This window comes from Jannaschia donghaensis, from assembly GCF_001403795.1.
GTDB classification, from domain to species: Bacteria; Pseudomonadota; Alphaproteobacteria; order Rhodobacterales; family Rhodobacteraceae; genus Jannaschia; species Jannaschia donghaensis.
The window spans coordinates 1,647,388-1,666,119 of record NZ_CXSU01000012.1; the positions used below are offsets into that span (position 1 = coordinate 1,647,388).

14 protein-coding genes and 1 pseudogene are annotated in these 18,732 nt (G+C 64.2%); 3 read left to right on the plus strand and 12 right to left on the minus strand.

Annotated features, from left to right (window positions below; all coding sequences use genetic code 11):
* Positions 1-310: 310 nt before the first annotated feature.
* Positions 311-478 carry a hypothetical protein gene (locus JDO7802_RS18435; RefSeq protein ID WP_222836419.1) on the minus strand — a complete coding sequence of 56 codons (168 nt, stop codon included), beginning with the start codon at positions 476-478 and terminating at the stop codon, positions 311-313.
* Positions 479-722: 244 nt separating this feature from the next.
* Here JDO7802_RS18435 and JDO7802_RS17320 point away from each other — a divergent pair, with 244 nt between their 5' ends.
* Positions 723-2,219, plus strand: a complete 1,497-nt coding sequence (locus JDO7802_RS17320) for a fused MFS/spermidine synthase (RefSeq protein WP_055087152.1) — start codon at positions 723-725, stop codon at positions 2,217-2,219.
* 310 nt (positions 2,220-2,529) lie between these two features.
* Here the strand turns inward: JDO7802_RS17320 and JDO7802_RS17325 are convergent, their stop codons facing one another.
* The 9 genes from JDO7802_RS17325 to JDO7802_RS17365 all read right to left on the minus strand — a co-directional run bounded on the left by JDO7802_RS17325 (position 2,530) and on the right by JDO7802_RS17365 (position 12,676).
* Positions 2,530-3,195: a D-lyxose/D-mannose family sugar isomerase gene (locus tag JDO7802_RS17325; protein ID WP_055087153.1), complete on the minus strand. Its 666-nt coding sequence runs from the start codon at positions 3,193-3,195 to the stop codon at positions 2,530-2,532.
* The gene (locus JDO7802_RS17330; protein ID WP_187298175.1) at positions 3,192-4,217 is read right to left on the minus strand and encodes a LacI family DNA-binding transcriptional regulator; all 1,026 of its coding nucleotides are present in this window, start codon (positions 4,215-4,217) and stop codon (positions 3,192-3,194) included. The genes JDO7802_RS17325 and JDO7802_RS17330 overlap by 4 nt, the downstream gene beginning before the upstream one ends.
* 6 nt (positions 4,218-4,223) lie before the next feature.
* On the minus strand, positions 4,224-6,644 hold the full coding sequence (locus tag JDO7802_RS17335; RefSeq protein WP_055087155.1) for a beta-mannosidase: 2,421 nt from the start codon (positions 6,642-6,644) through the stop codon (positions 4,224-4,226).
* Positions 6,641-7,993 (minus strand): sulfatase-like hydrolase/transferase, encoded by a 1,353-nt coding sequence (locus JDO7802_RS17340; protein ID WP_055087156.1) that lies wholly within the window; start codon positions 7,991-7,993, stop codon positions 6,641-6,643. The genes JDO7802_RS17335 and JDO7802_RS17340 overlap by 4 nt, the downstream gene beginning before the upstream one ends.
* Positions 7,990-9,063, minus strand: coding sequence for an ABC transporter ATP-binding protein (locus JDO7802_RS17345; protein WP_055087157.1), 1,074 nt, complete (start codon positions 9,061-9,063; stop codon positions 7,990-7,992). Before JDO7802_RS17345 ends, JDO7802_RS17340 begins: the two co-directional genes overlap by 4 nt.
* Positions 9,048-9,599, minus strand: a complete 552-nt coding sequence (locus JDO7802_RS17350) for a YesL family protein (protein ID WP_187298176.1) — start codon at positions 9,597-9,599, stop codon at positions 9,048-9,050. The genes JDO7802_RS17345 and JDO7802_RS17350 overlap by 16 nt, the downstream gene beginning before the upstream one ends.
* Before the next feature lie 41 nt (positions 9,600-9,640).
* Positions 9,641-10,486, minus strand: a complete 846-nt coding sequence (locus tag JDO7802_RS17355) for a carbohydrate ABC transporter permease (protein ID WP_055087159.1) — start codon at positions 10,484-10,486, stop codon at positions 9,641-9,643.
* Entirely contained in the window at positions 10,483-11,361 is an 879-nt protein-coding gene (locus tag JDO7802_RS17360) for a carbohydrate ABC transporter permease (protein ID WP_055087160.1), read from the minus strand. Before JDO7802_RS17360 ends, JDO7802_RS17355 begins: the two co-directional genes overlap by 4 nt.
* A 64-nt stretch (positions 11,362-11,425) precedes the next feature.
* On the minus strand, positions 11,426-12,676 hold the full coding sequence (locus JDO7802_RS17365) for an ABC transporter substrate-binding protein (protein WP_055087161.1): 1,251 nt from the start codon (positions 12,674-12,676) through the stop codon (positions 11,426-11,428).
* Positions 12,677-13,497: 821 nt separating this feature from the next.
* On the opposite strand from JDO7802_RS17365, the gene JDO7802_RS17370 reads away from it, so the two are divergent.
* Together JDO7802_RS17370 and JDO7802_RS17375 are read left to right on the plus strand one after the other, a co-directional pair.
* Positions 13,498-15,648 (plus strand): efflux RND transporter permease subunit, encoded by a 2,151-nt coding sequence (locus JDO7802_RS17370; protein WP_055087162.1) that lies wholly within the window; start codon positions 13,498-13,500, stop codon positions 15,646-15,648.
* On the plus strand, positions 15,635-16,117 hold the full coding sequence (locus JDO7802_RS17375; protein WP_055087163.1) for a hypothetical protein: 483 nt from the start codon (positions 15,635-15,637) through the stop codon (positions 16,115-16,117). The genes JDO7802_RS17370 and JDO7802_RS17375 overlap by 14 nt, the downstream gene beginning before the upstream one ends.
* A gap of 19 nt (positions 16,118-16,136) precedes the next feature.
* Here JDO7802_RS17375 and JDO7802_RS17380 read toward each other — a convergent pair whose 3' ends face one another.
* Both JDO7802_RS17380 and JDO7802_RS17385 read right to left on the minus strand, forming a co-directional pair.
* The gene (locus tag JDO7802_RS17380; RefSeq protein ID WP_055087164.1) at positions 16,137-18,362 is read right to left on the minus strand and encodes a xanthine dehydrogenase family protein molybdopterin-binding subunit; all 2,226 of its coding nucleotides are present in this window, start codon (positions 18,360-18,362) and stop codon (positions 16,137-16,139) included.
* Positions 18,359-18,732: pseudogene (locus JDO7802_RS17385) on the minus strand (xanthine dehydrogenase family protein subunit M); the annotation flags it as partial. The pseudogene JDO7802_RS17385 and the gene JDO7802_RS17380, both read right to left, overlap by 4 nt.

The window sequence follows — 18,732 nt, forward strand, 5'->3', positions numbered from 1 at the left end:
AAGGCAGCATCAGGGCGGCGGCAAGGGTTACCGATTTTACGAAAGACATTGGGTTTCCTTTCCAGGTCGATGAGGCGCGGTCGACGCGATCGTTCATGGCGAGGGGCGCAACTTGCCTCTATCCCGGCTGCCGTTCCCGATCGCCATCTGCGCGGTATGCGGAAAGACACGACAGATCAGAACTGGAGAAGAAACGCCCACCGGTCCGTTTGACACAAAAGATCAATCCGAGTTTCAAGGAAAGGACGATGGCGATCGGTATGGCAAGTGTCATGATGTGACCTCCGCCGCAGCGGGGGGGCTGCCATGGTCAGGTCGCAGCCGGTTGCGCAACGACCGTATCACCACAGAGGCCGGGGATCAGCGGAATGCCGAACACGGTCACGGCGAGCATTCCGCGCGCGCCCGTCGCGCCGGCAAGCGGCATGACGGACGGTCGAGCATTTTGAATGATTTCGAATGCGGGTCCGAGGGTCATTGAAAGGGCTTTCCCGTAGCAGCTTCACCGAAGCAGCCTTCGTCCCGTGAGTGAAATTGGTGGTCTTTGTTCGAACCCGGCATTGGCCGAGGCGCACCGGTCGAGGATCGATGACACCTCAGCTCGCTTCAGACGCGCACAAGGTACGTCGCGGACGAAGTTGCTTGTCCCGGATCGAGGATCTACGACGATCGCCTGGAAGCAGGGTCGCCGCAGGGCGCGGACAGACAACAAAGAGGCCACGATGCGATTTTGGATCATTATCGGCCTTATTACCGTGCTCTCTGCGATAGGGCTGACATATGAGATCGCGGCCGGGCGGGTCCTCGCGCCCTTTTTCGGCACGTCCCTGCTGACATGGACCGCGGTGATTGCGACGGTTCTTGCCGGGTTCTCCCTCGGCAGCGCGATCGGCGGCTTCATCGCGGAACGCGACCGTCCAACCGCAGTCCGCAATGTCCAAGGTGCCTTGGTCGCGGCAGCCGTGCTGATGGCGCTGTCACCGACCGCTCTCGGACTGCTCTATGCGATGGGCGCACGGGGCACCGGGGGAATGCTTTTCAGCGTCTTCATGGTCTTCTTCCCCGCTTCGGTCCTGATAAGCGCACCCTCGCCATTCCTGGCAAAACTTGCCGTCGACGCGCGCCCGGGCCGGGAAGGTTCTTCGCTGGGACTGGTTCTCGCGGCCGGGTCGTCTGGCGCGATCCTCGGCGCGATCCTCGCCGGGTTCGTCGCCCTGCCCTTCTTCGGCTCGGCGATGACCTTCGCCGCCTGCGGTGCCGCAACGCTTCTGTGTCTGCCGTTCATACGATCCACACCGCCAGGGGACGGCGACGGGGCCGACGAACCGGCTGACACAGGGCAGAAATCGCAATCGGGCGTAGTGATCGGGGCGGCCGCATTCGTGGGATTTGCGGCCATCGCCGGTGGGTCGATCTGCGAGTACGAGTCGGGACTTTCCTGCCTTCATGTCGAACGTCGAGGTGCCGATATCCTTCTGTACTCGGACGGAATTACTCAGGCGGCGGAGCGGATTGGCCCGAACGACGGTCCGTCCGAAAAGTCTTCCAAGCTCGTGCTGTCCTACACGCAGTGGCTTTGGGATCGGATGGACCGTGATCTGGGGCCGGCCCCTTCGGTCCTGTTCATCGGCGGGGGCGGCTATACGCTGCCCACCCAGCTTCTCCACTCGCGCCCGCAGGCCCGCGCGATTGCGGTGGAGATCGACCCACTCGTGACGTCCGTGGTCCGGCGGCACCTGCCCTGGGCCGCCGCGATGATGGAGCGGACGGGCTATGCCGCCCACCTTGACGACCGGGAGGCAAAGGGACGCCTCGGCATCGTCCATGCCGATGGCAGGGTCTATCTCAACCAGACGGAGCACCGCTTCGACGCCGCCGTCATGGATGCTTTCTCTTCGAATTCGGTACCGGCCCATCTGGTTACGCAGGAAACCTTTGAGCGTCTGCGGACGGTCGTGGACGGTCCGGTCTATGTGAACCTGATCGACACGCCGGATGGCCGGCTTGCCCGTGGCGTTCACGCAATCCTCACTGGCCTTTATCCGCACGTCCAGGCAGCGCAGGGCAAGCTGAGTTCCAACGGACGGACCAACATCGTTCTGGCGGCCTCGTCCACGCCATTGGCACCACTCACTGATTTGCCCGACGGGTATGAGCCCGCGCCGATCTCCCCGAGCCGCGCCTTCACCGACGACCGGGGGTGGGCCGGCCACCGCTAGACAGCCGGCTAGACAGCCGGCGCGCACGTTGCATCGCCGAGGGCATGAACTTGGCATCGGCTGGAAGTCAGAGCGAGCGGCAGGTGTTGGCGGATATTGGTACAGATTTTAGATGCCGCTATGCAGCTTTCTCGAAAAAGACCCTCCCGTCGCCGGTGGCAGGACAGGAGCCGAGCTGGACGCAAAGCGGACAGAGTTGGAGAGCGCTTTGGTTCGTAAATGTCGCCATCTGCTGACGTTTGGGCAGGCAGTCTCAAGCGAACATCCAATCGTCGACCTTCATCTTGTCCGAACCTGCCCTGCCGTCCCGTCAGTAGTCCGATACGAGCAAGCGCTCAGGCGCGACGTCCTCCTCGACGTCGGCAAAGCGACCGATGGGCTGCTCGAAGACATTGTCGCCGGCATCGTCGTTCACCGTCGACACCTCGCCGATCAGAACGTCCGCGCCTTCGCCCCAGAAAGCATGCCAGATACCGGGCAGAAGGGTCACGCTTTCGCCGGGCTTCAGACAAAGGTGACCGCCGGCCTTCAACGTTCGATCCACGCCGTCGCAGGGGACGGTCACATCGGACGTCCGGTCGATGCCGCCGTCCGGGTCCGGCGCGAACAGCTCGATCATCAGATCGCCGCCGCCACGGTTGATGATGTCTTCCGCCTTGAGGTCATGACGGTGCATCGGGGAAAGCTGATCGCGGCGCGAAATCATGATCTTTTCGGCATAGAGCATGCCGCGTCCGGTGTTCAAATCCGACAGGGTGCCATTGCGGACGGTGAACAAGAACAGCCCCATCTCATCCCAGCGGCCCTGCCCATAATCGGTGATATCCCATCCCATGCCGCGCGATCGAATGGTCGCCGCCTCGTCGCTTTGAATCCTTTCGGGGGACCAATCGGCAAAGGGGGGCATGACATAGCCATGGCTGCGGATGAAGGCGTCACCTTCGGCCAGGATTTCGTTGATGCGGGAGCGTTTCATGCCGTGTCCTTTGGAGATCGCAGACAGGGGCGTTCGATGATCTGACACTCCGACGCCGACGCCCCGTCGATGCGTTTGAGAAGAAGATCCGCCAGCATCCAGCCCGCAGCGACGCGACTGAAATGCGACGCGTGAATGGGCGTGCCGAGATAATCGCCAAGGTTGGTGCCGGTGCGAACCGAAAACCCCACGGCACCCGCAGCCACGCCGATCGCATCGCGAACACCCGCGCGCGCGCCTAGAAAAGACAGCTCGTTGACGCAGACGATACCGTCCGCCCCGCGCTCCGCAAGGACGCGGCCTGCCGCGCGGGCGGTGTCGGCGGCCAGTTCGCCGTGAACCTGAAGCCCCGGCTCGGGGATCAGACCGCGGTCGCCCAGCGCGCGCGCATAGCCCCGCTCGCGTTGCCGCACGAAGGTATAGCGCCGGTCGCCATCAAGAAGTGCGATCCGCGTGTGCCCGGCGTCCAGAAGGGCGGTCGTACCCTGCCAGGCGGCGTGTTCGTTGTCGATGTCGAAATAGGCATGGTCCGAAAGCAGCTCCGTGCGTCCGAAGGTCACGAAGGGGACGCCCGCCTCCAACAGGTAGCGCACGCGCGGATCCTGAAGTTCGGTATGGTCAAGGATGATCCCGTCCGCCCCCCGGCCGCGCACCACGTCCTGCAACCGGTCCAAAGCCACGTCGCCCATCGTGACGGGCACCGCACGCACCGCATAATCGGTTCCGGCAAAGCGGTGATGGATGCCATTGAGCAAACCGACGGACCCGGAATCCCCGATCTCCTCCTCGTTCGAGAATGACAGGAACGCCATGGCTGCGAACGTGCGCCCGGTGCGCAGTTTCACCCCGTCGAGATTGCGGACATAGCCCATCCGCTCGGCCGTATCGCGCACGCGGGTCACCGTCTCCGCGCCGATCTTATGGCCGTCCTTCATCGCCCGCGCGACAGTGGTGATGGAGACCCCCAGCTCGCTGGCGATGTCCTTCAGGGTGACGGGGGTGTCGGGTCTCGATCTGGGCACGCGCATCTATCCTTGCAGGCACCTGACGCGCGGGCTGCTGGGGGGCAGGTGCGAATTCCGATGCCGCTGGGGCGTAAGAACGCGAGGCCGCCCAGGCAGCAAGGTCAGGCAATTGTCCGACCACACCGTATCCCCCCCGGCGTCCCAGGTCACGTAGAGGGCGGGACGATCCGTACTTAGCGTGACTGTGCCGTCACTCTGGGTGGCGGTCACGACGGGTGCGCCAAGATCGTAGTCCTTGGGGCGCTTGGGAAGATATTCGTTTTCGCCCCGGTGGACGCCGTCGGTATCTGCCCATTCGAAGTGCACGAACGCGTCTTCCGGCACGGTCACGCGCGCGACCTCCACGGCCCGGTCCGGGGGAACGACGACGGGCCAATCCCCGGCCGTTTCCATATCCCGGTCGAACCACACGGTGCGCGCGGCCACCGACAGGGAAACCGGCCCGGCGGTATCGTTGACGGCCCAAAGGATTAGGTGACCCGTCTGCGGGTCCGGCTGACATGTGACCATCACGTCCGCATGGAAGCGGCGCGCCAGGTAATGCAGCGCTTTCCACCCGCCGCCATATTCAAGACTGGACCAGCTGGCGACGGGCCAGGTGTCGTTGAGCTGCCAATACAGGGTGCCCATGCAGCGCGGTTTCGAGGAGCGCCAGAATTCGATGGCGGTCTTCATGGCGAGGCCCTGGGAAATCTGGCTGAGCCAGGCCATGTCGTCGAAGCCATCGGGAAAGCGGAAATAGCGCGCGATGGTCTCGACGATCCGCGCATTCCCCCCGTCGTTGCGTTGGTGCACGTCCATGACCCGCGACGACACGTTGCGGTCTGACGGCAGGGTGAACGTCTCGGTCAGGCGCGCGGAGGGGAAGGATTGAAACCCGAACTCCGAACAGAAGCGCGGGCGGACGGAGCGGTAGTGCTCGAAATCCTTTGCCGAATGCCAGACGTCCCAGAAGTGCATGTCGCCCGAGGTGTCGTCGTGCCACCCGTCGCCGAAGTCGAGTGGCCCTACGGAGGGGGAAGACGGCCAGAATGGCACGTCGGGGCCGGCATCCTGCACCACCTCCTCCAACGCATGGTTGAGACGGTCGTACATCGCAAGATACCTGTCGCGATTGGCCGCGGCTTCGGGGAACCACTTGAGCGCGCCCACCAGCTCGTTGTCGCCGCACCACAGCGCCATGCACGGATGGGCCGACAGACGGCGCACCTGCTGGCGGGCTTCCGCGCGCACGAGGTCCAGCCACGCACGGTCGTTCGACGGGTAAAGGTTGCAGGCGAACATGAAGTCCTGCCAGACCATCAGCCCGCGTTCGCTGCACATCTCATAGAACCAATCGTCCTCGTATCGCCCGCCGCCCCAGACGCGGATCATGTTCATGCCCGCGCCGACCGCACTGTCCAGAAGATCGGCCGTCGCCTCGGGTGTCGCACGGCCTGGCAGCGCGTCGGCGGGGATCCAGTTGGCCCCCTTCATGAAGATTTCGCGCCCGTTGATGCGGAATGCGAAGCGATGGCCGATCTCGTCCGCGTCGGTGACAAGCTCCACCTCGCGCAGTCCGATCCGCAGGGTTCGCGACTGATCCCCGATGGAGACTTGCAGATCGTAGGTCTCCTGTGTGCCGTGCCCGGCAGGCCACCACAGGCGCGGCGTTTCCACCTCCACGCTCAGAGACGTCTCGCAGGGACCGGGCCAGAGTTGCACGTCCCGTTCGACCACGCGCCCGTCGAGTTCCATCCGGGCCGTCACCTGTTCCGCAGTGTCCGTCTGGACATGCAGCGTAACCTCCACCCGGACGCGTCCCCCATCGTGGATCTGACGCACCATAACATCATCCAAACGCACCGGGTCCGTCGCCCGCAGGACCGCGCCGCCCAGCAGGCCGATTGGGCTCAGCGCGATCCCCCAGTCCCAACCGGCGTCGCATTGGGGTTTGCGCAGGAAATTATAGTGCGGCAGGCGGCAGTTCTGCGCCATGTACGGGATCGGGATGGGCGCATTCGCGGCCGCTTCGGCGGCGATGGCGCTGTTTGATAGAAAGCGGATCGCGATCTCGTTAATGCCCGGCACCAGCGCCGCCGTCACGTCCAGATCGTGCCGCAGGAACGCACTGCCGGGGCGACCGACCTGCGTGCCGTTGACCGTTACGACGGCGTGGCAATCCAACCGGTCCAACGTCAGCGTCTGCCGGCCCGCGCCCGTCCAGTCGAACTGCCGCGTCGCCGTCCATTCGGTCTGGTGAACCCAGTCCAACGCCGCTTCGCGGTCGCGCCAATATGGCTCTTCGATGATGCCTGCGGCCAGCAGGGCACTGTGCACATCGCCCGGAAAATCGATCGGAACATCGTGTCCGCCACCCGTCAGCATCCATCTGCCGTTCAAATCGATATCGATGGCGGTCGCAGGGACCTCAAACGGTGTCATGTATCGTCCTTCAGGTCGGACCAGGGGATCTGGGCGTTGCGGGCGGCAAGCTCCGCCACGAGGGGGTCGTCGTGCCTGTCGTCCATAATGTTGCGGTACTGGAACGGGTCGGCGGTGTTGTCGTGGAACAGGTTCGGTGCAGCCATCGCGCGCCCGTCCAGCGGGGCGAAGATGGTCGCGACCGGGCTGCGCAGGCCGACCCCGTCGGTTGTTTCGAAGAATGCCGTGCGCGCGTCGCAGCCACCCACAGCTTCGGCCATGAGGGACGCGCCCTGCATGTGCGCCGGTGTCCCCTGCCCCGCCGCGTCCAACAACGTTGGGGCCAGATCGACGAGGGACGCGACGGATCGGTCGATCCGGTGACCCGGAACGACACCCGGCCCTGCCATCACCAGCGGAATGCGCAGACTTTCGTCGTTGGGGCTGCCCTTCTGGACCAAACCGTGGGAGCCGAGATTTTCACCGTGATCGGAAGCGAAGACGATAAGCGTATCCTCCTCGATCCCGGCCTTCGTCACAGCGTCCAGGATACGCCCCACCGCCCGGTCCATCCAGGTCACCGCACCGAAATACTCGGCGGCAAGATGGCGGATATCGTAGCCGGGCGGCAGGTCCATCGTGTGCGGCAAGCGGAATGAGTAATGCCGGAAGTCCCAGCGATAGACCTTGTACCAATAGTCTCGGTCATTGATCCGCGCGGCGTCGGTGTTTTCGCGCAGGACCACGTTGGCCGGATCGTACATCGTCAGAAATTCGTCCGGCAGGTCCGCCACGGGGCAGTGCGGCGGCGAGATATTGTAATAGAGGAAGAAGGGATCGCCGCCTGCATGCGCAGCGATGTGGTTTTCGGCCTCGGACGCTTCGAAATCGACCGACCAGCCGCCGGGCGCGAATTCGGGGCCGCCATCGCGGGAGTAGATTTGCGCCGAATGGGCATGATGGACGCGCGGGATCGTATAGTGGTCAAACCCGATCTCATGCGGCCAGGAGTGTATGTGCCACTTACCGATCACGGCCGTACGATACCCGGCGGCACGCAACCCCTCGGCCAAGGTCGCATCGGGCAGATGCGGGCGGCGGGGATACGGATATTCGGGCATGTTGAAATCGCCCGGCCGCCCCGGATAAGCGACGTTGGTGCGCCCGCCGGTGGCCGTGCGGTTGTGCTGACCCGAAATCAGGACGGAGCGCGCGGCCATGCAAACGGGGAAATTGGTGATCGCGGTTTCCCACACCGCGCCCCGAGCCGCGAGACGGTCGATGTTTGGCGTGACGACCGTGCCACCGTAGCAGCCCAGTTCAAAGGGCCGCAGCTGATCCGACGTGATGAGGATGATGTTGGGCTTCAAAGGTGCGCACCTGTCTTGGCGTCGAAAAGATGCGCACCAGCCATGTCCCAGGTGACGGAGTGCCTGGCCCCGGGGGCGACGTGGTGCAGGCCCGGAACGCGCATCCGTAATGGCGCACCGTGAAAATCGAGGACGATGGAGGTCTCGGCCCCAAGGGGTTCGTGACTGATCGCGGGCAGGTTCCGGGTCACGACGTCACCCTGTGCCCCAAGGGTCAGAAACTCGGGCCGGATCGCCAGTGTTGCCGCCGTGCCGTCGGCCACCGATGCGCGGGACGCGGTGTCAGGCAAGGGCAGTCGAACGTCGCCGATCCATACTTCGCCCGCGTGCACCGTGCAGGGGTGGGCGTTGATCTCGGGCGTGCCGATGAAGCGCGCGGCGAAGAGCGTGTCGGGCCGGTTATACAGGTCGTCGGGGGTTCCCAACTGCTCGATCCGGCCCCCGTTGAGCAGCACGATCCGGTCGGCCAGGGTCATCGCCTCGATCTGGTCGTGGGTGACATAGGCGATGGTCGCGTCCAGGGCGTGGTGGATGCGTTTGATTTCCGCACGCATCTCGCCGCGCAGCTTGGCATCGAGGTTCGACAACGGCTCGTCGAACAAGAACAGGTCCGGGTGGCGCACCATCGCACGACCGATGGCGACACGCTGGCGTTGCCCGCCCGAAAGCTGACCAGGCTTTTGCGCCAATTGATCGGTCAGCTTGAGGACCGCAGCGACCCGCGCGACTTCGGACGTGATTTCGGCTTTGGGCGCACGGCGGATGCGCATGCCAAAGGCGATGTTCTCGTATACCGTCATATGCGGGTAGAGGGCGTAGGACTGGAACACCATCGCCACATTCCGGTCTGATGGATCGAGGGCGGTCACGTCGCGCCCCGCGATCTCTATCCGTCCGCCATGATCCGTCTCCAACCCCGAAATGAGGCGCAGCAGGGTGGACTTGCCGCAACCGGACTCGCCCAACAGGACGAGGAATTCGCCGGCCGTAAGTGTCAGGTCGATGCCGTGCAGAACCTGCACCGCGCCGTAGGATTTGGTGACTTTGTCGAGGGTCAGGCCGGGCGGCATGCGCGCGTCTCCGTTGGTAGGGCGACAACGAGTGCCGGATTGATGAAGCTGCGCGCCAGAAGGCATGGGACAGACAGACCGAACCACAGGGCGAGCGGCGGCTGGGACCAGCCAATGATCAGGGCTGCGGGCACGAGGGCGGTGGCCAGCACATGTCGCCAGGGGGCAAGGGCGAACGCCAAGGCCGCATTGGCCCGGGCGTCGCCAGCTGTTCCGTCGACCTGGGCGAGCATTTGCAGCGCGGCCAAGGCGTAGGCGGCGGACAGAATGGCGACGAGCAACAACAGGCCTGCGACGACACCCCCGAAAGGCATCGCCATCAGCGCCGCGATGGCGGCCACAAGGGGCGGCAGGGCGACGATATTCGAACGGAGAAATTCGGCGCGCCATTCATCCCACATCCCCCGTGCAAGGTCGGCTGCGGGGCGGTCCAGGCGACCGACCGCCCAGAATGCGGCGACGATTGCGGGGACCACCCCCAGGATAAGGCCGCCGATAAGGGTCAGGCCCAACGCCGTCAGATTGATCGCCGCCATCTGCCAGATCCGCGTGCAGCAGAATGTCACGACCCGGCCCATCATCCCTTCACCGCGCCGCGCATCATGCCCGACACGATCTGCCGTTGCAGCACGACGAAAGCGATCAGCGTGGGTGCGATGACGATCACGATGCCCGCCATCAACACCGCCTCGGTCGAGGACGACATCATGTCCGACGCCTTGTAGAGCAGCATCGAAACCGTCGATTGCTCCACCCGTGGCGTGTAAAGATAGGGCAGGACGAAGTCGTTGTAGATGTGGATGGTTCGCAGGATCACGACCGTGGATATGGCCGGCACCATCAACGGCAGGATGATCTTCCAGTAGATCGTCAGATAGCTCGCGCCCTCGATGCGCGCGCTTTCGTCGAGTTCGCGGCCGATGGCACCGATGAAGGTAATGAAGATGTAGAGGGAGACGATATCCGCCCCCGAATAGAGCGCGATCAGCGCCCATTTGGAGTTTACGAGGCCCAGCCCGAGCATCACCTGATAGAGCGAGACCTGCGTCGTGATCGGCGGAATGGCCATGACGATGACATAGGCCAGCAGGATCGCGCGACGGCCCGGAAATCGGAAGCGGTCGATGACATAGGCCGCCATCGTGCCGATCAGCGTCACGATGATCAGCGACACCGCGATCACGAAGGCAGTGTTCCAAAAGGCGATACCGACGGGCTGACGCTCGATGAAGTCGACGTAGTTCTGGATATTTACGGGGTCGGCCGGCAAGTCCGTCTTCTCGCCGCGCAGCATCTCCAGCGGGGTTTTGAAGCTGTTGATGAAGGCGATGGCGAGGGGGGCGACTACCAAGATCGACGCGAAGGTAAGGACAACGTAATGCACCCCCGTCCAAAAGCGGCGCATCGCGGCGGCGCGGGTCATCGCGCCTCCTCCTTGGGCAGGACCAGCCGCTGGATCGCCACCGCCACCAGCACGCCGGCCAGCAGGATCACGGCCATCGCGGCCGCCATCCCGACGCGGCGAAACTCGAATGCCTCCTCCAGCGTCGCCATGACGAACGTCTTGGTGCCATTTGCACCCCCGGTGATCAGGAATGGTACGTCGAAGACTTCCAGGCTCCCGACCGTGGCGAGGATCATCTGCAACCCGAGGATCGGCAGGATCGCGGGGAAGGTTATGAACCGGAACTGCTGCCACTCGGATGCGCCCTCGATACGGGCGGCCTCGTACTGGTCCTGCGGCACGGCCTGAAGCGCGCCGTAGGTGATGAGAAGTTGGAATCCCAAGTATCGCCAGACCGACGCGAAGACGAGAGACCAAGGTGCGATGTCCGGGTCCTGCACCCATTCGCGGGTCCACGCGCCAAGGCCGACGATCGTCATCAGGGCGTCGAGCCCCCCTTCGATTTGAAGAAAGTCGCGAAACACGATCGATACCGCGACGGAATTGAGAACGAAGGGCATGAAGAGGATGAGACGAAAGGCCGCCGAGCCGGGCATCCCCCGGTTCAGGATAACCGCGAAATAGGTCGCCAACGCCAGTTGAAGCATCGAGCCCGCGAAATAATACAGCGAGTTGAGAAGCGGGCGCAGCAGGCCCGTATCCTCGAACAGGATGGTGCGGTAGTTGTCCAGACCGACGAAGGACTTATCCGCCGACATCCCATCCCAATCGGTGAGCGAAAACCAGACCAATTGAACGGCGGGCCAAAGGCTGAATACGGCCAGTAAGGTGAGGGGCGCGATCAGAAACCCGGCGATGACCAGGCACCGCTGCGCGCGGGCGGTGAGTTGCATGGAATGCGTTCTCTCGAATGTGGGACGGCGCGCGGATACGCGCCGCCTGATCGCTTGGGCGACCTCAATTGCCGGTGGCGTCGGCCCATCGGCGATTGATTTCTGCCAGTGCCGCCTCTGCATCCTCGGCCAGCACCAGATCGCGGATATAGGTGCCGGTCATGAAGTCGAGGCGCGCGTCCGCCATGGCCTGCTTGAATTCGGCACTCGGCGTGCCGGCCTCGATCATGCGCGGCTCTCCGGCCATCAACTCTTCGAGTTGAGGCATGGTCGGCGCGATGCGGGGATCGCCGGGGATGAAGCCTGCCGCGTTCGAGATATCCGTTTCGGTCAGCAGGAATTCGATCCACGCCTTCGCCGTCACCGGATTGTCCGAGTTGGCCGACACGCCGAGGGCCCAATCGGGGTTCAGAAGAACCGCCGGATCGCCGCTGTCGTCGATTGGCAGAGGAAACATGCCCAAATCTTCGGCGACATTCTCGACTCCAAGCGCCTCGGCGGCCGTCACGGTCTGCGGCACGGACCAGTTGGCGAGAAACCACATGGCCGCTTCGCCGGTGCCAAGCAGCACCTTGGACTGATCCCAGTTGTTGGCCGTGTAATCACGCTCGGTGCATCCAGCATCGAACAGATCGCTCACGAAGGCAACCGACATGCCATAAGGGCGGTCCGCGGCATAGGGCGCGGCTTCGCTGACCATATCATCGTAATAGCCGCCGTCGTTCGCGAACAAGAGCGCCGCCTTGTCCCACTGCTGCATCGGCCAGCCGGCACCCATATTGATCTGAAACGGCACGATGCCGGCATCCTTCAACTTCTCACAGGCGGCGAAGAGCTCCGTTTTGGTGGTGGGAACACTTTCGATGCCGGCCTTTTCAAAGGCTGCCTTGTTGTAAACGACCGCCTCCGCGTTCTGGCCGTAGATATATCCGTAAACCTCACCATCGACCCGGTAGCGATCAACGAAGCTGTGGGTTTCCGCCAGGGACATATCCGTCAAAGGTGCGTAGAATTCGGCGTAGTCGGACGGCGGCAAATTATCGAGAACATTGAGAACGTCGCCGTAGTCACCGGATGCGATCCGCGTCGGCATCTCCTTGCGATAGTTCGAAACACCGATGATCTCGACTTCCGCGCCTGGGTATTTCTCCGCAAAATCAGCCGCCCACGCATTCCAACTTCCATCCTGCTCGAACTGTGTGAAATGAGTGTAGAACGTGATCTTGCCTTCGACTTTCTCGGACGGCTGCGCCAAGGTGCCTTGCCCTGCCAAGATCATGGCCGTGCTCGCCGCGAGTGTTCCGATGATACGCATGAAGTCCCCTCCCAAGGATTCGGGCAGGCCCGAAAGGTTTAACGTAATACCTTATGGGAGAGACAGGCGATTGCTGTCAACGCTTTTGGTAACGCCGACTGGTAGAGAGACTCTTCGGTTCCTGACATCGGGCCACGATCCGACGGATCAAGCTCGCTACCGGATGGGCCGTCCAGACAACTTGAGGCGCCGGCCTGCCGATCACGGGCTGTTGATTCAACGCGCCAAGCAGCGGGCGAAATGGTTTCGAAACGGCGTCATCCGATATAATGGGGTCGTCCTATGCCTTCGAGGGAACAGGTCAGCAGTATCGCTCGCCTCTTCCGTAGATCGTTGCGTGCAATACGTCGCATCCTTGAAGATCACGGATCGGGGTGGAGACGATTTCGGAACAGACATGGTCTTCGACTGAGCGATCCCTGGCATGGTGACACGCCACTTTGCCGTCGCCTGGGAGGAGTCAGATCGATATAGTTGCGATGAAGGGCCCGGCCTCGTACACCGAACGCCGACGGCAAGACGCGACGTGCTTGATTTGGGGGGAACATGTCGGCATGGACGTCCCCCTTCCAATGCAGACGACGTGGATCGTCTGTCCCATAGTCTTTGGCGATAACGCAGCCGTTCCCCCTTGGGGTCCTTGCCGTGTTCGTTATACTTCAGGTCTTTATGCTCTTGATCCTGATGTCATCCGAACGGGGCCGAGCGGCGCGGCTTGGCGTCACTGCTAGATCTCTGACCGCTGCCTGTCGCCGCGCCCTGCATCCAATCCATGATCCAAGCCTCGCTAACGGTGCCGTCGTGCATCAGACCGGTCAGTCATGACCCGACTTATTTTCTGGATCGTCGATCGACCGAAGGTCGCAGCCGTCATCCTGCTGGCTGCCTTGGCCGTGCTGTTCGCCCCGCTGGGCACGTTGCGCTTCGACGGGGATGTCGGGCGCGTGTTTTTGTCGGACTCCCCTTTGAGCAAGGCGCAACGCACCTTTGACGCCAGTTCGCAGGGTGCCATCATCGATGTCGCCATTCTGATCGAGGCAGATGAGCCGCTGTCCCCTGCCGATCTGAAAGCGGCGCGCGATCTGGCCCTGAACCTCGAATTTGCCGACGGTGTGGCCGCCGTCTCCTCCACGTTTTCGCTACGATTTCCACCGCGTCACGCTGTGTTTCCCGATGCGCCGGTTCTGCCAGCCGATTTGGCGGACGATGCGCCCGGCCGGCTGGACGCATTTCGCGGATTGGAAACTGGGCTGCCCACCCTGATCGCGGAACGCGCGCTTTTGTTCGTGGTTGCCGTCGACACGAAGACCAGCGACACCCGTCAAGCGATCGAAGACCTCGACGAGATTGCCGCACCGCTGCGAGACGCCGGGCTTCGGGTCACTTTGACCGGGGCGGAGGCCGTAGCGGTTCAAATGCGGGCGGGCCTCTCCGCCGATCTGCTGCGGCTCAACGCCATCGGGGCGGTCCTGACGGCGCTGACCGCGCTCCTGCTGCTTCGAAACCTGCGCCTCGCCGTGATCGCGGTGGGGCCGGGTTTGGCGAGCGGACTCGCGGTTTTGGGTTTGGCGGCATGGCTGGGTCAGCCGATCACCGTTCTGAGCAACGTGATTCCGGTGCTGATGCTGATCCTCGGGGTGGCGAACGGCCTGCACCTGACGGTCCACCTCACCGCCGAGGAAGGGTCGTTGTCCAACCGCATCGCGCGGACCCTTGCCACCGTCGGCCCGGCAAGCGTCCTGACCGCGCTGACGACGGCGCTGGCCTTCGGCACGATCCTGGGCACCGGAAACATGCAATTGGAAGAATTTGCGACGCTCGGCGCGGTCGGGGCAATCATCACGCTGGTGATATTATTGCCAGGCTTTGCCATCCTGTCGGCGCTGCTGGCCCCCGCGCCACGGGCCTTGGGCAAAGGGTTCGCGCGCACCGCCGAGCGTATCGGGGGTCCCGCGTTGCGCATGCCGCGACGAACAGCTGCGGCCGGAGGAGTTCTCCTCGTGCTGGCCGGAGCCGGGTTTTCCACGACGCAGGCGTGGTTTCCGCTCTATCAGAATTTGCCCGCAGACAGCGCGCTGGCACCTGCCCACGATCGTATCGCCGGTGATTTCGGGGGGGCCTTCCGCCTCTGGGTCGAGATGCCGGAGGAAGCGGCGTGGCCCGACCTGCGGCGGGCCGTGCGCGCCGTCGAGGCGGCAGTCAAGGCCGACTCCGTCCTGTCGGAACTTGCGCTTGCGCGTTGGTTGGGCACGCCCGAAACACCGCCCTCAGACGAGGCCCGCGCACGTTTGCCGACCGTCGTGACAGACAGGCTGCGCGATCCTGAAACAGGTCGGCTGCGCTTCGCCGTTGCCCTGCCCGAACCGATGCGCTCGTCGGAGACACTGATTGCTTTCGACCGCATCGAAGCGGCTGCGCTGGCGGGAGGGGCCGCACAGGTCCTGGGTCTGCCTGCGATCATGCGCCACGAATCCGTTGCGTTGATATATCAACTCTCTCTGGGGCTCCTGGCCGCTTGTGCGGGCGGCGCACTGCTGGTGGCGGGATGGCTGCGGCAACCGCGACTTTTTCCCATTGTCCTGATCTCGAACCTGTTGCCTGTGCTGATCGTCGGTGCCGCGCTGCATATGATAGCCGCAGGCCAGTTGACGCCGCCCGCCGTCCTTGCGCTGACCATCGCATTCGGCATCGCCGTGGACGATTCCATTCACTATCTGAACCGCTACCGGATCGCCCGGCAGACCGAGCCGACCCGCACAGCCGTTCGGTCCGCGGTGCGCAGTGCGGGTGGGGTGATGATCATGACGTCGATCCTGCTCTGCGCCGGGCTGGCCGCGACGGGTCTGAGCCTGTTCTTTCCCGTCCGCCTTTTCGGTGCGATGATGGTGTTGACGCTCGTGGCGGCGCTGATCGCCGATCTGGTTGTCCTGCCCGCCCTTCTGATGATCGGGGACCGACATGCGGATCGCTAGATATTTCGCCCCGCTGCTCTGCGCGGCGACACCCGGACTGGCCGACCCGCTGCCCGAGATGGCCGGCGCATGGCAAGGCGACGGGATGGCGCGTCAGACCCCGGCCAGCGAGCCGGAGATCGTGCGCTGCCGCCTCGACAACGCCTACGACGCGGCGCGGGCGCGTTTGCGCGTACGGGGTGTCTGCGCGGTGCCCGGTCGACGGTTCGAGATCGACGGCGCTCTGGCCGCGGACCCGGACGGAAGCGTCCGGGGCTTCTGGTCGAACCCCGACGGACCCGGAGAGACCGCCGTGGCCGGCCGCGTCGACGGGCCGGCCGTCTACTTCACCTTTCGCGCCCGGGACCCCGACACCGGAGGCGACGTGTCCCAGATCGTGACGTGGCGACTGGACGGCGACACCTTGTCCTTCCGCGCCACCGATCGGGCGACCGACGGACCGATGGCGGACGTTACCTTCGCACGCTGACGTCGCGCGAATGCGTCTTTCAATCGGTGTCCGGCAGACCCGGAAACACCTTGTCGGGCGTCGCCGGAAAGTCACGTACCCGTACACCGCAAGCGTTGTAGATCGCGTTGCCGATGGCCCCCGCAGCGCCGGAAATGCCCAACTCGCCGATGCCTTTGGCCTGAATCGGATTGGCTTCATCGTCGCGCGTATCCTCCAGCAGAAGCGCGTCCAGTTGCGGCACGTCTAGGCTGACCGGGACGTGATATTCCGCGAGGTTATGGTTCACGATCCGCCCGTCGGACCGATCATGCATCAACTCCTCGGTCAGGGCACTGCCGATGCCCCAGATCATGCCGCCGTGGCATTGCGATACGGCCGTCTTGTGGTTGAGCACACGGCCGATGGAAAAGACGCCCAGCATCCGGCGCACCCGCACCTCACCGGTATCGCGGTGCACGCCGACCTCGGCGAAATGCGCGCCGTAGCCCGCGATTGAAAAATCATCGGACGTGTCGCCTGGCTGGACATGCCCTTCGCAGACGATGGGATCAGTGATGAGGTCTGACAGGGGTCGGCGGGTATTGCCACCGGTGGCGAACCCGTCCTTCAGCGTCAGGTCGTCTTCGGCCACGCCAGCCGCCTCGGCCAAGGCGTTGCGAATTCCCTTGGCTGCCAGGAAGACTGCCGAGCCGCAGGATTGCGCGCCCCATGATCCGCCGGAGCCGCTGGATTTCGGCAGGTCAGAATCGCCCAGCGCCACCTCGATACGATCACGCGGCAAACCCAGCATCTCGCCCACGATCTGCGTCAGGATCGCATAGGTTCCTGTGCCGATATCCGTCATATCCGTCTCACAAAGGGCGGTGCCGTCCGGGCGCAGCGTCACGCGGGCCTTCGATTCGCCCAGGATGTTGGTGCGCACCGCCGAGGCGACGCCCATGCCGACCCACCAATCGCCCTCCAACCGCGACGCGGGCGCGCCACGGCCCGACCAGCCGAAACGCTCGGCCCCTTCTGTCAAACAGCGCGCCAGCCCCCGCTCCGAATAGGGGAGGTCATCTTCGGGGTGGGTATCGGGGATGTTGCGCAGTCGCAGGTCGATTGGGTCCAGCCCAGCCGCTTCGGCCAGTTCGTCCATCGCACATTCCAGCGCGATCATTCCGACCGCTTCGCCCGGCGCGCGAACCGACCCGGCGCAGGAGCGATGAACGCGGGCGACGGTCTGCTCGAAAAACCGGTTCTCGCCACCATAAAGGAAATGGGTCCCCTGTGCCGTCGGTTCTGCGAAACCCTCGTCCGGCAGGTTCGACACCCGGTCCTCGTGTCCCAAAGCCGTCAAATGCCCTTCCCCGTTGCAAGCCAGCCGCAGCCGCTGCACCGTCTCGGACCGACGCATGGTCATCTCGAAAACCTGATCGCGGGTCAGCACCACGCGAACGGGCCGATCCAACTCGCGTGCCGCGTGGGCTGCGGCCACCGCCTCGGGCGCGATGCCCAGCTTGGACCCGAAACCACCACCGACGTACGGCGCGTGGATGCGCACGGCGCTTTCGTCGACGCCGAGCGCGTCGGCGAGTTCGGCCACATTGTACTTGAGCATCTGATACGCGCCGTGCAGTTCGAGACGTCCGTCGATCCACTGCGCGACCGAGGCGTGCGGCTCCATCGGGGCGGAGCTGTGGCCGGGCGTGGTATAGCGGGTATCGACGCTATGGGCCGCTACCTCCATCGCCGCCGCCAGATCGCCTTGGTCCAGCCGCTTGCCCTTGGGCGTTTCGGTTTCGGTCGCAGTGGCCGGATCGACGTCGGCACCTTCTTCCGCGTCGTACGTTAAATCGAGGGTCTGGGCGGCGTGGCGGGCCTGCTCGAAGGTTTCCGCGACGACGAGCGCGATAGGTTGACCCAGGTAATGAACCTCCGGCAGCACCTGCTCGGGCGCTTCGGCGGCCGTGCCCTGAGCCGGATTGCGCAGCAGCGGATCGCCGGTGAAGACGGCCAAAACACCATCTAAAGCCATCGCGCCCTCGACGTTGACATGCGCCACCCGACCGCGCGTGATCGTCGCGCGCACCAAGAACCCGGTGGCCAACCCGTCGACGGAATGCTCGGCGGCGTATGGCGCGGTGCCCGTCACCTTGAGCGGGCCATCGGGCCGGTCCATCGCGGTGCCCAGAAGGCCTTGGGCCATCCTGTCCAGAACGCGGGGCTGAGTTTCGTCCATCGTCAGCGCGACGTCGAATGCCTTGGGGGTACCGTCCATCATGTCGTCTCCGTCAGGCTGCGCAGCGCACGGCGCAGGGTCCGCCGCGCCAAGGGAATCTTGAAATCGTTGTCACCGTGGCCGCGCGCGCCTTCCAGAAGGACATCGGCGGCGGCGTCAGCGGCGGCGCGGTCGGGCATACGCCCGATCAGGGCCTGCTCCACAGCCGGGTCGCGCCACGGGCGCGGGGCCAGACCGCCGAAGGCCAGTTGGGCCGAGGAGATGCGTCCGTCCTCGACCGCAACGGCACCCGCCACCGAGACGAGCGCGAAGGCATAGGACGACCGATCCCGCACCTTGACGTAATCCTGTCGTCCGGGCGGCGGCGTTGGCAAGATCACGGCGGTAATGACTTCACCAGCCTCAAGCGCGG

What these genes read in the sequence shown, in the direction of transcription:
- JDO7802_RS17325 (WP_055087153.1), bottom strand. Translation starts at nt 3,195, where the DNA reads ATGAAACGCTCCCGCATCAACGAAATCCTGGCCGAAGGTGACGCCTTC.
- JDO7802_RS17365 (WP_055087161.1), bottom strand. Translation starts at nt 12,676, where the DNA reads ATGCGTATCATCGGAACACTCGCGGCGAGCACGGCCATGATCTTGGCA.
- JDO7802_RS17345 (WP_055087157.1), bottom strand. Translation starts at nt 9,063, where the DNA reads ATGCCGCCCGGCCTGACCCTCGACAAAGTCACCAAATCCTACGGCGCG.
- JDO7802_RS17335 (WP_055087155.1), bottom strand. Translation starts at nt 6,644, where the DNA reads ATGACACCGTTTGAGGTCCCTGCGACCGCCATCGATATCGATTTGAAC.
- JDO7802_RS17320 (WP_055087152.1), top strand. Translation starts at nt 723, where the DNA reads ATGCGATTTTGGATCATTATCGGCCTTATTACCGTGCTCTCTGCGATA.
- JDO7802_RS17355 (WP_055087159.1), bottom strand. Translation starts at nt 10,486, where the DNA reads ATGACCCGCGCCGCCGCGATGCGCCGCTTTTGGACGGGGGTGCATTAC.
- JDO7802_RS17370 (WP_055087162.1), top strand. Translation starts at nt 13,498, where the DNA reads ATGACCCGACTTATTTTCTGGATCGTCGATCGACCGAAGGTCGCAGCC.
- JDO7802_RS17360 (WP_055087160.1), bottom strand. Translation starts at nt 11,361, where the DNA reads ATGCAACTCACCGCCCGCGCGCAGCGGTGCCTGGTCATCGCCGGGTTT.
- JDO7802_RS17350 (WP_187298176.1), bottom strand. Translation starts at nt 9,599, where the DNA reads ATGGCGGCGATCAATCTGACGGCGTTGGGCCTGACCCTTATCGGCGGC.
- JDO7802_RS18435 (WP_222836419.1), bottom strand. Translation starts at nt 478, where the DNA reads ATGACCCTCGGACCCGCATTCGAAATCATTCAAAATGCTCGACCGTCC.
- JDO7802_RS17380 (WP_055087164.1), bottom strand. Translation starts at nt 18,362, where the DNA reads ATGATGGACGGTACCCCCAAGGCATTCGACGTCGCGCTGACGATGGAC.
- JDO7802_RS17375 (WP_055087163.1), top strand. Translation starts at nt 15,635, where the DNA reads ATGCGGATCGCTAGATATTTCGCCCCGCTGCTCTGCGCGGCGACACCC.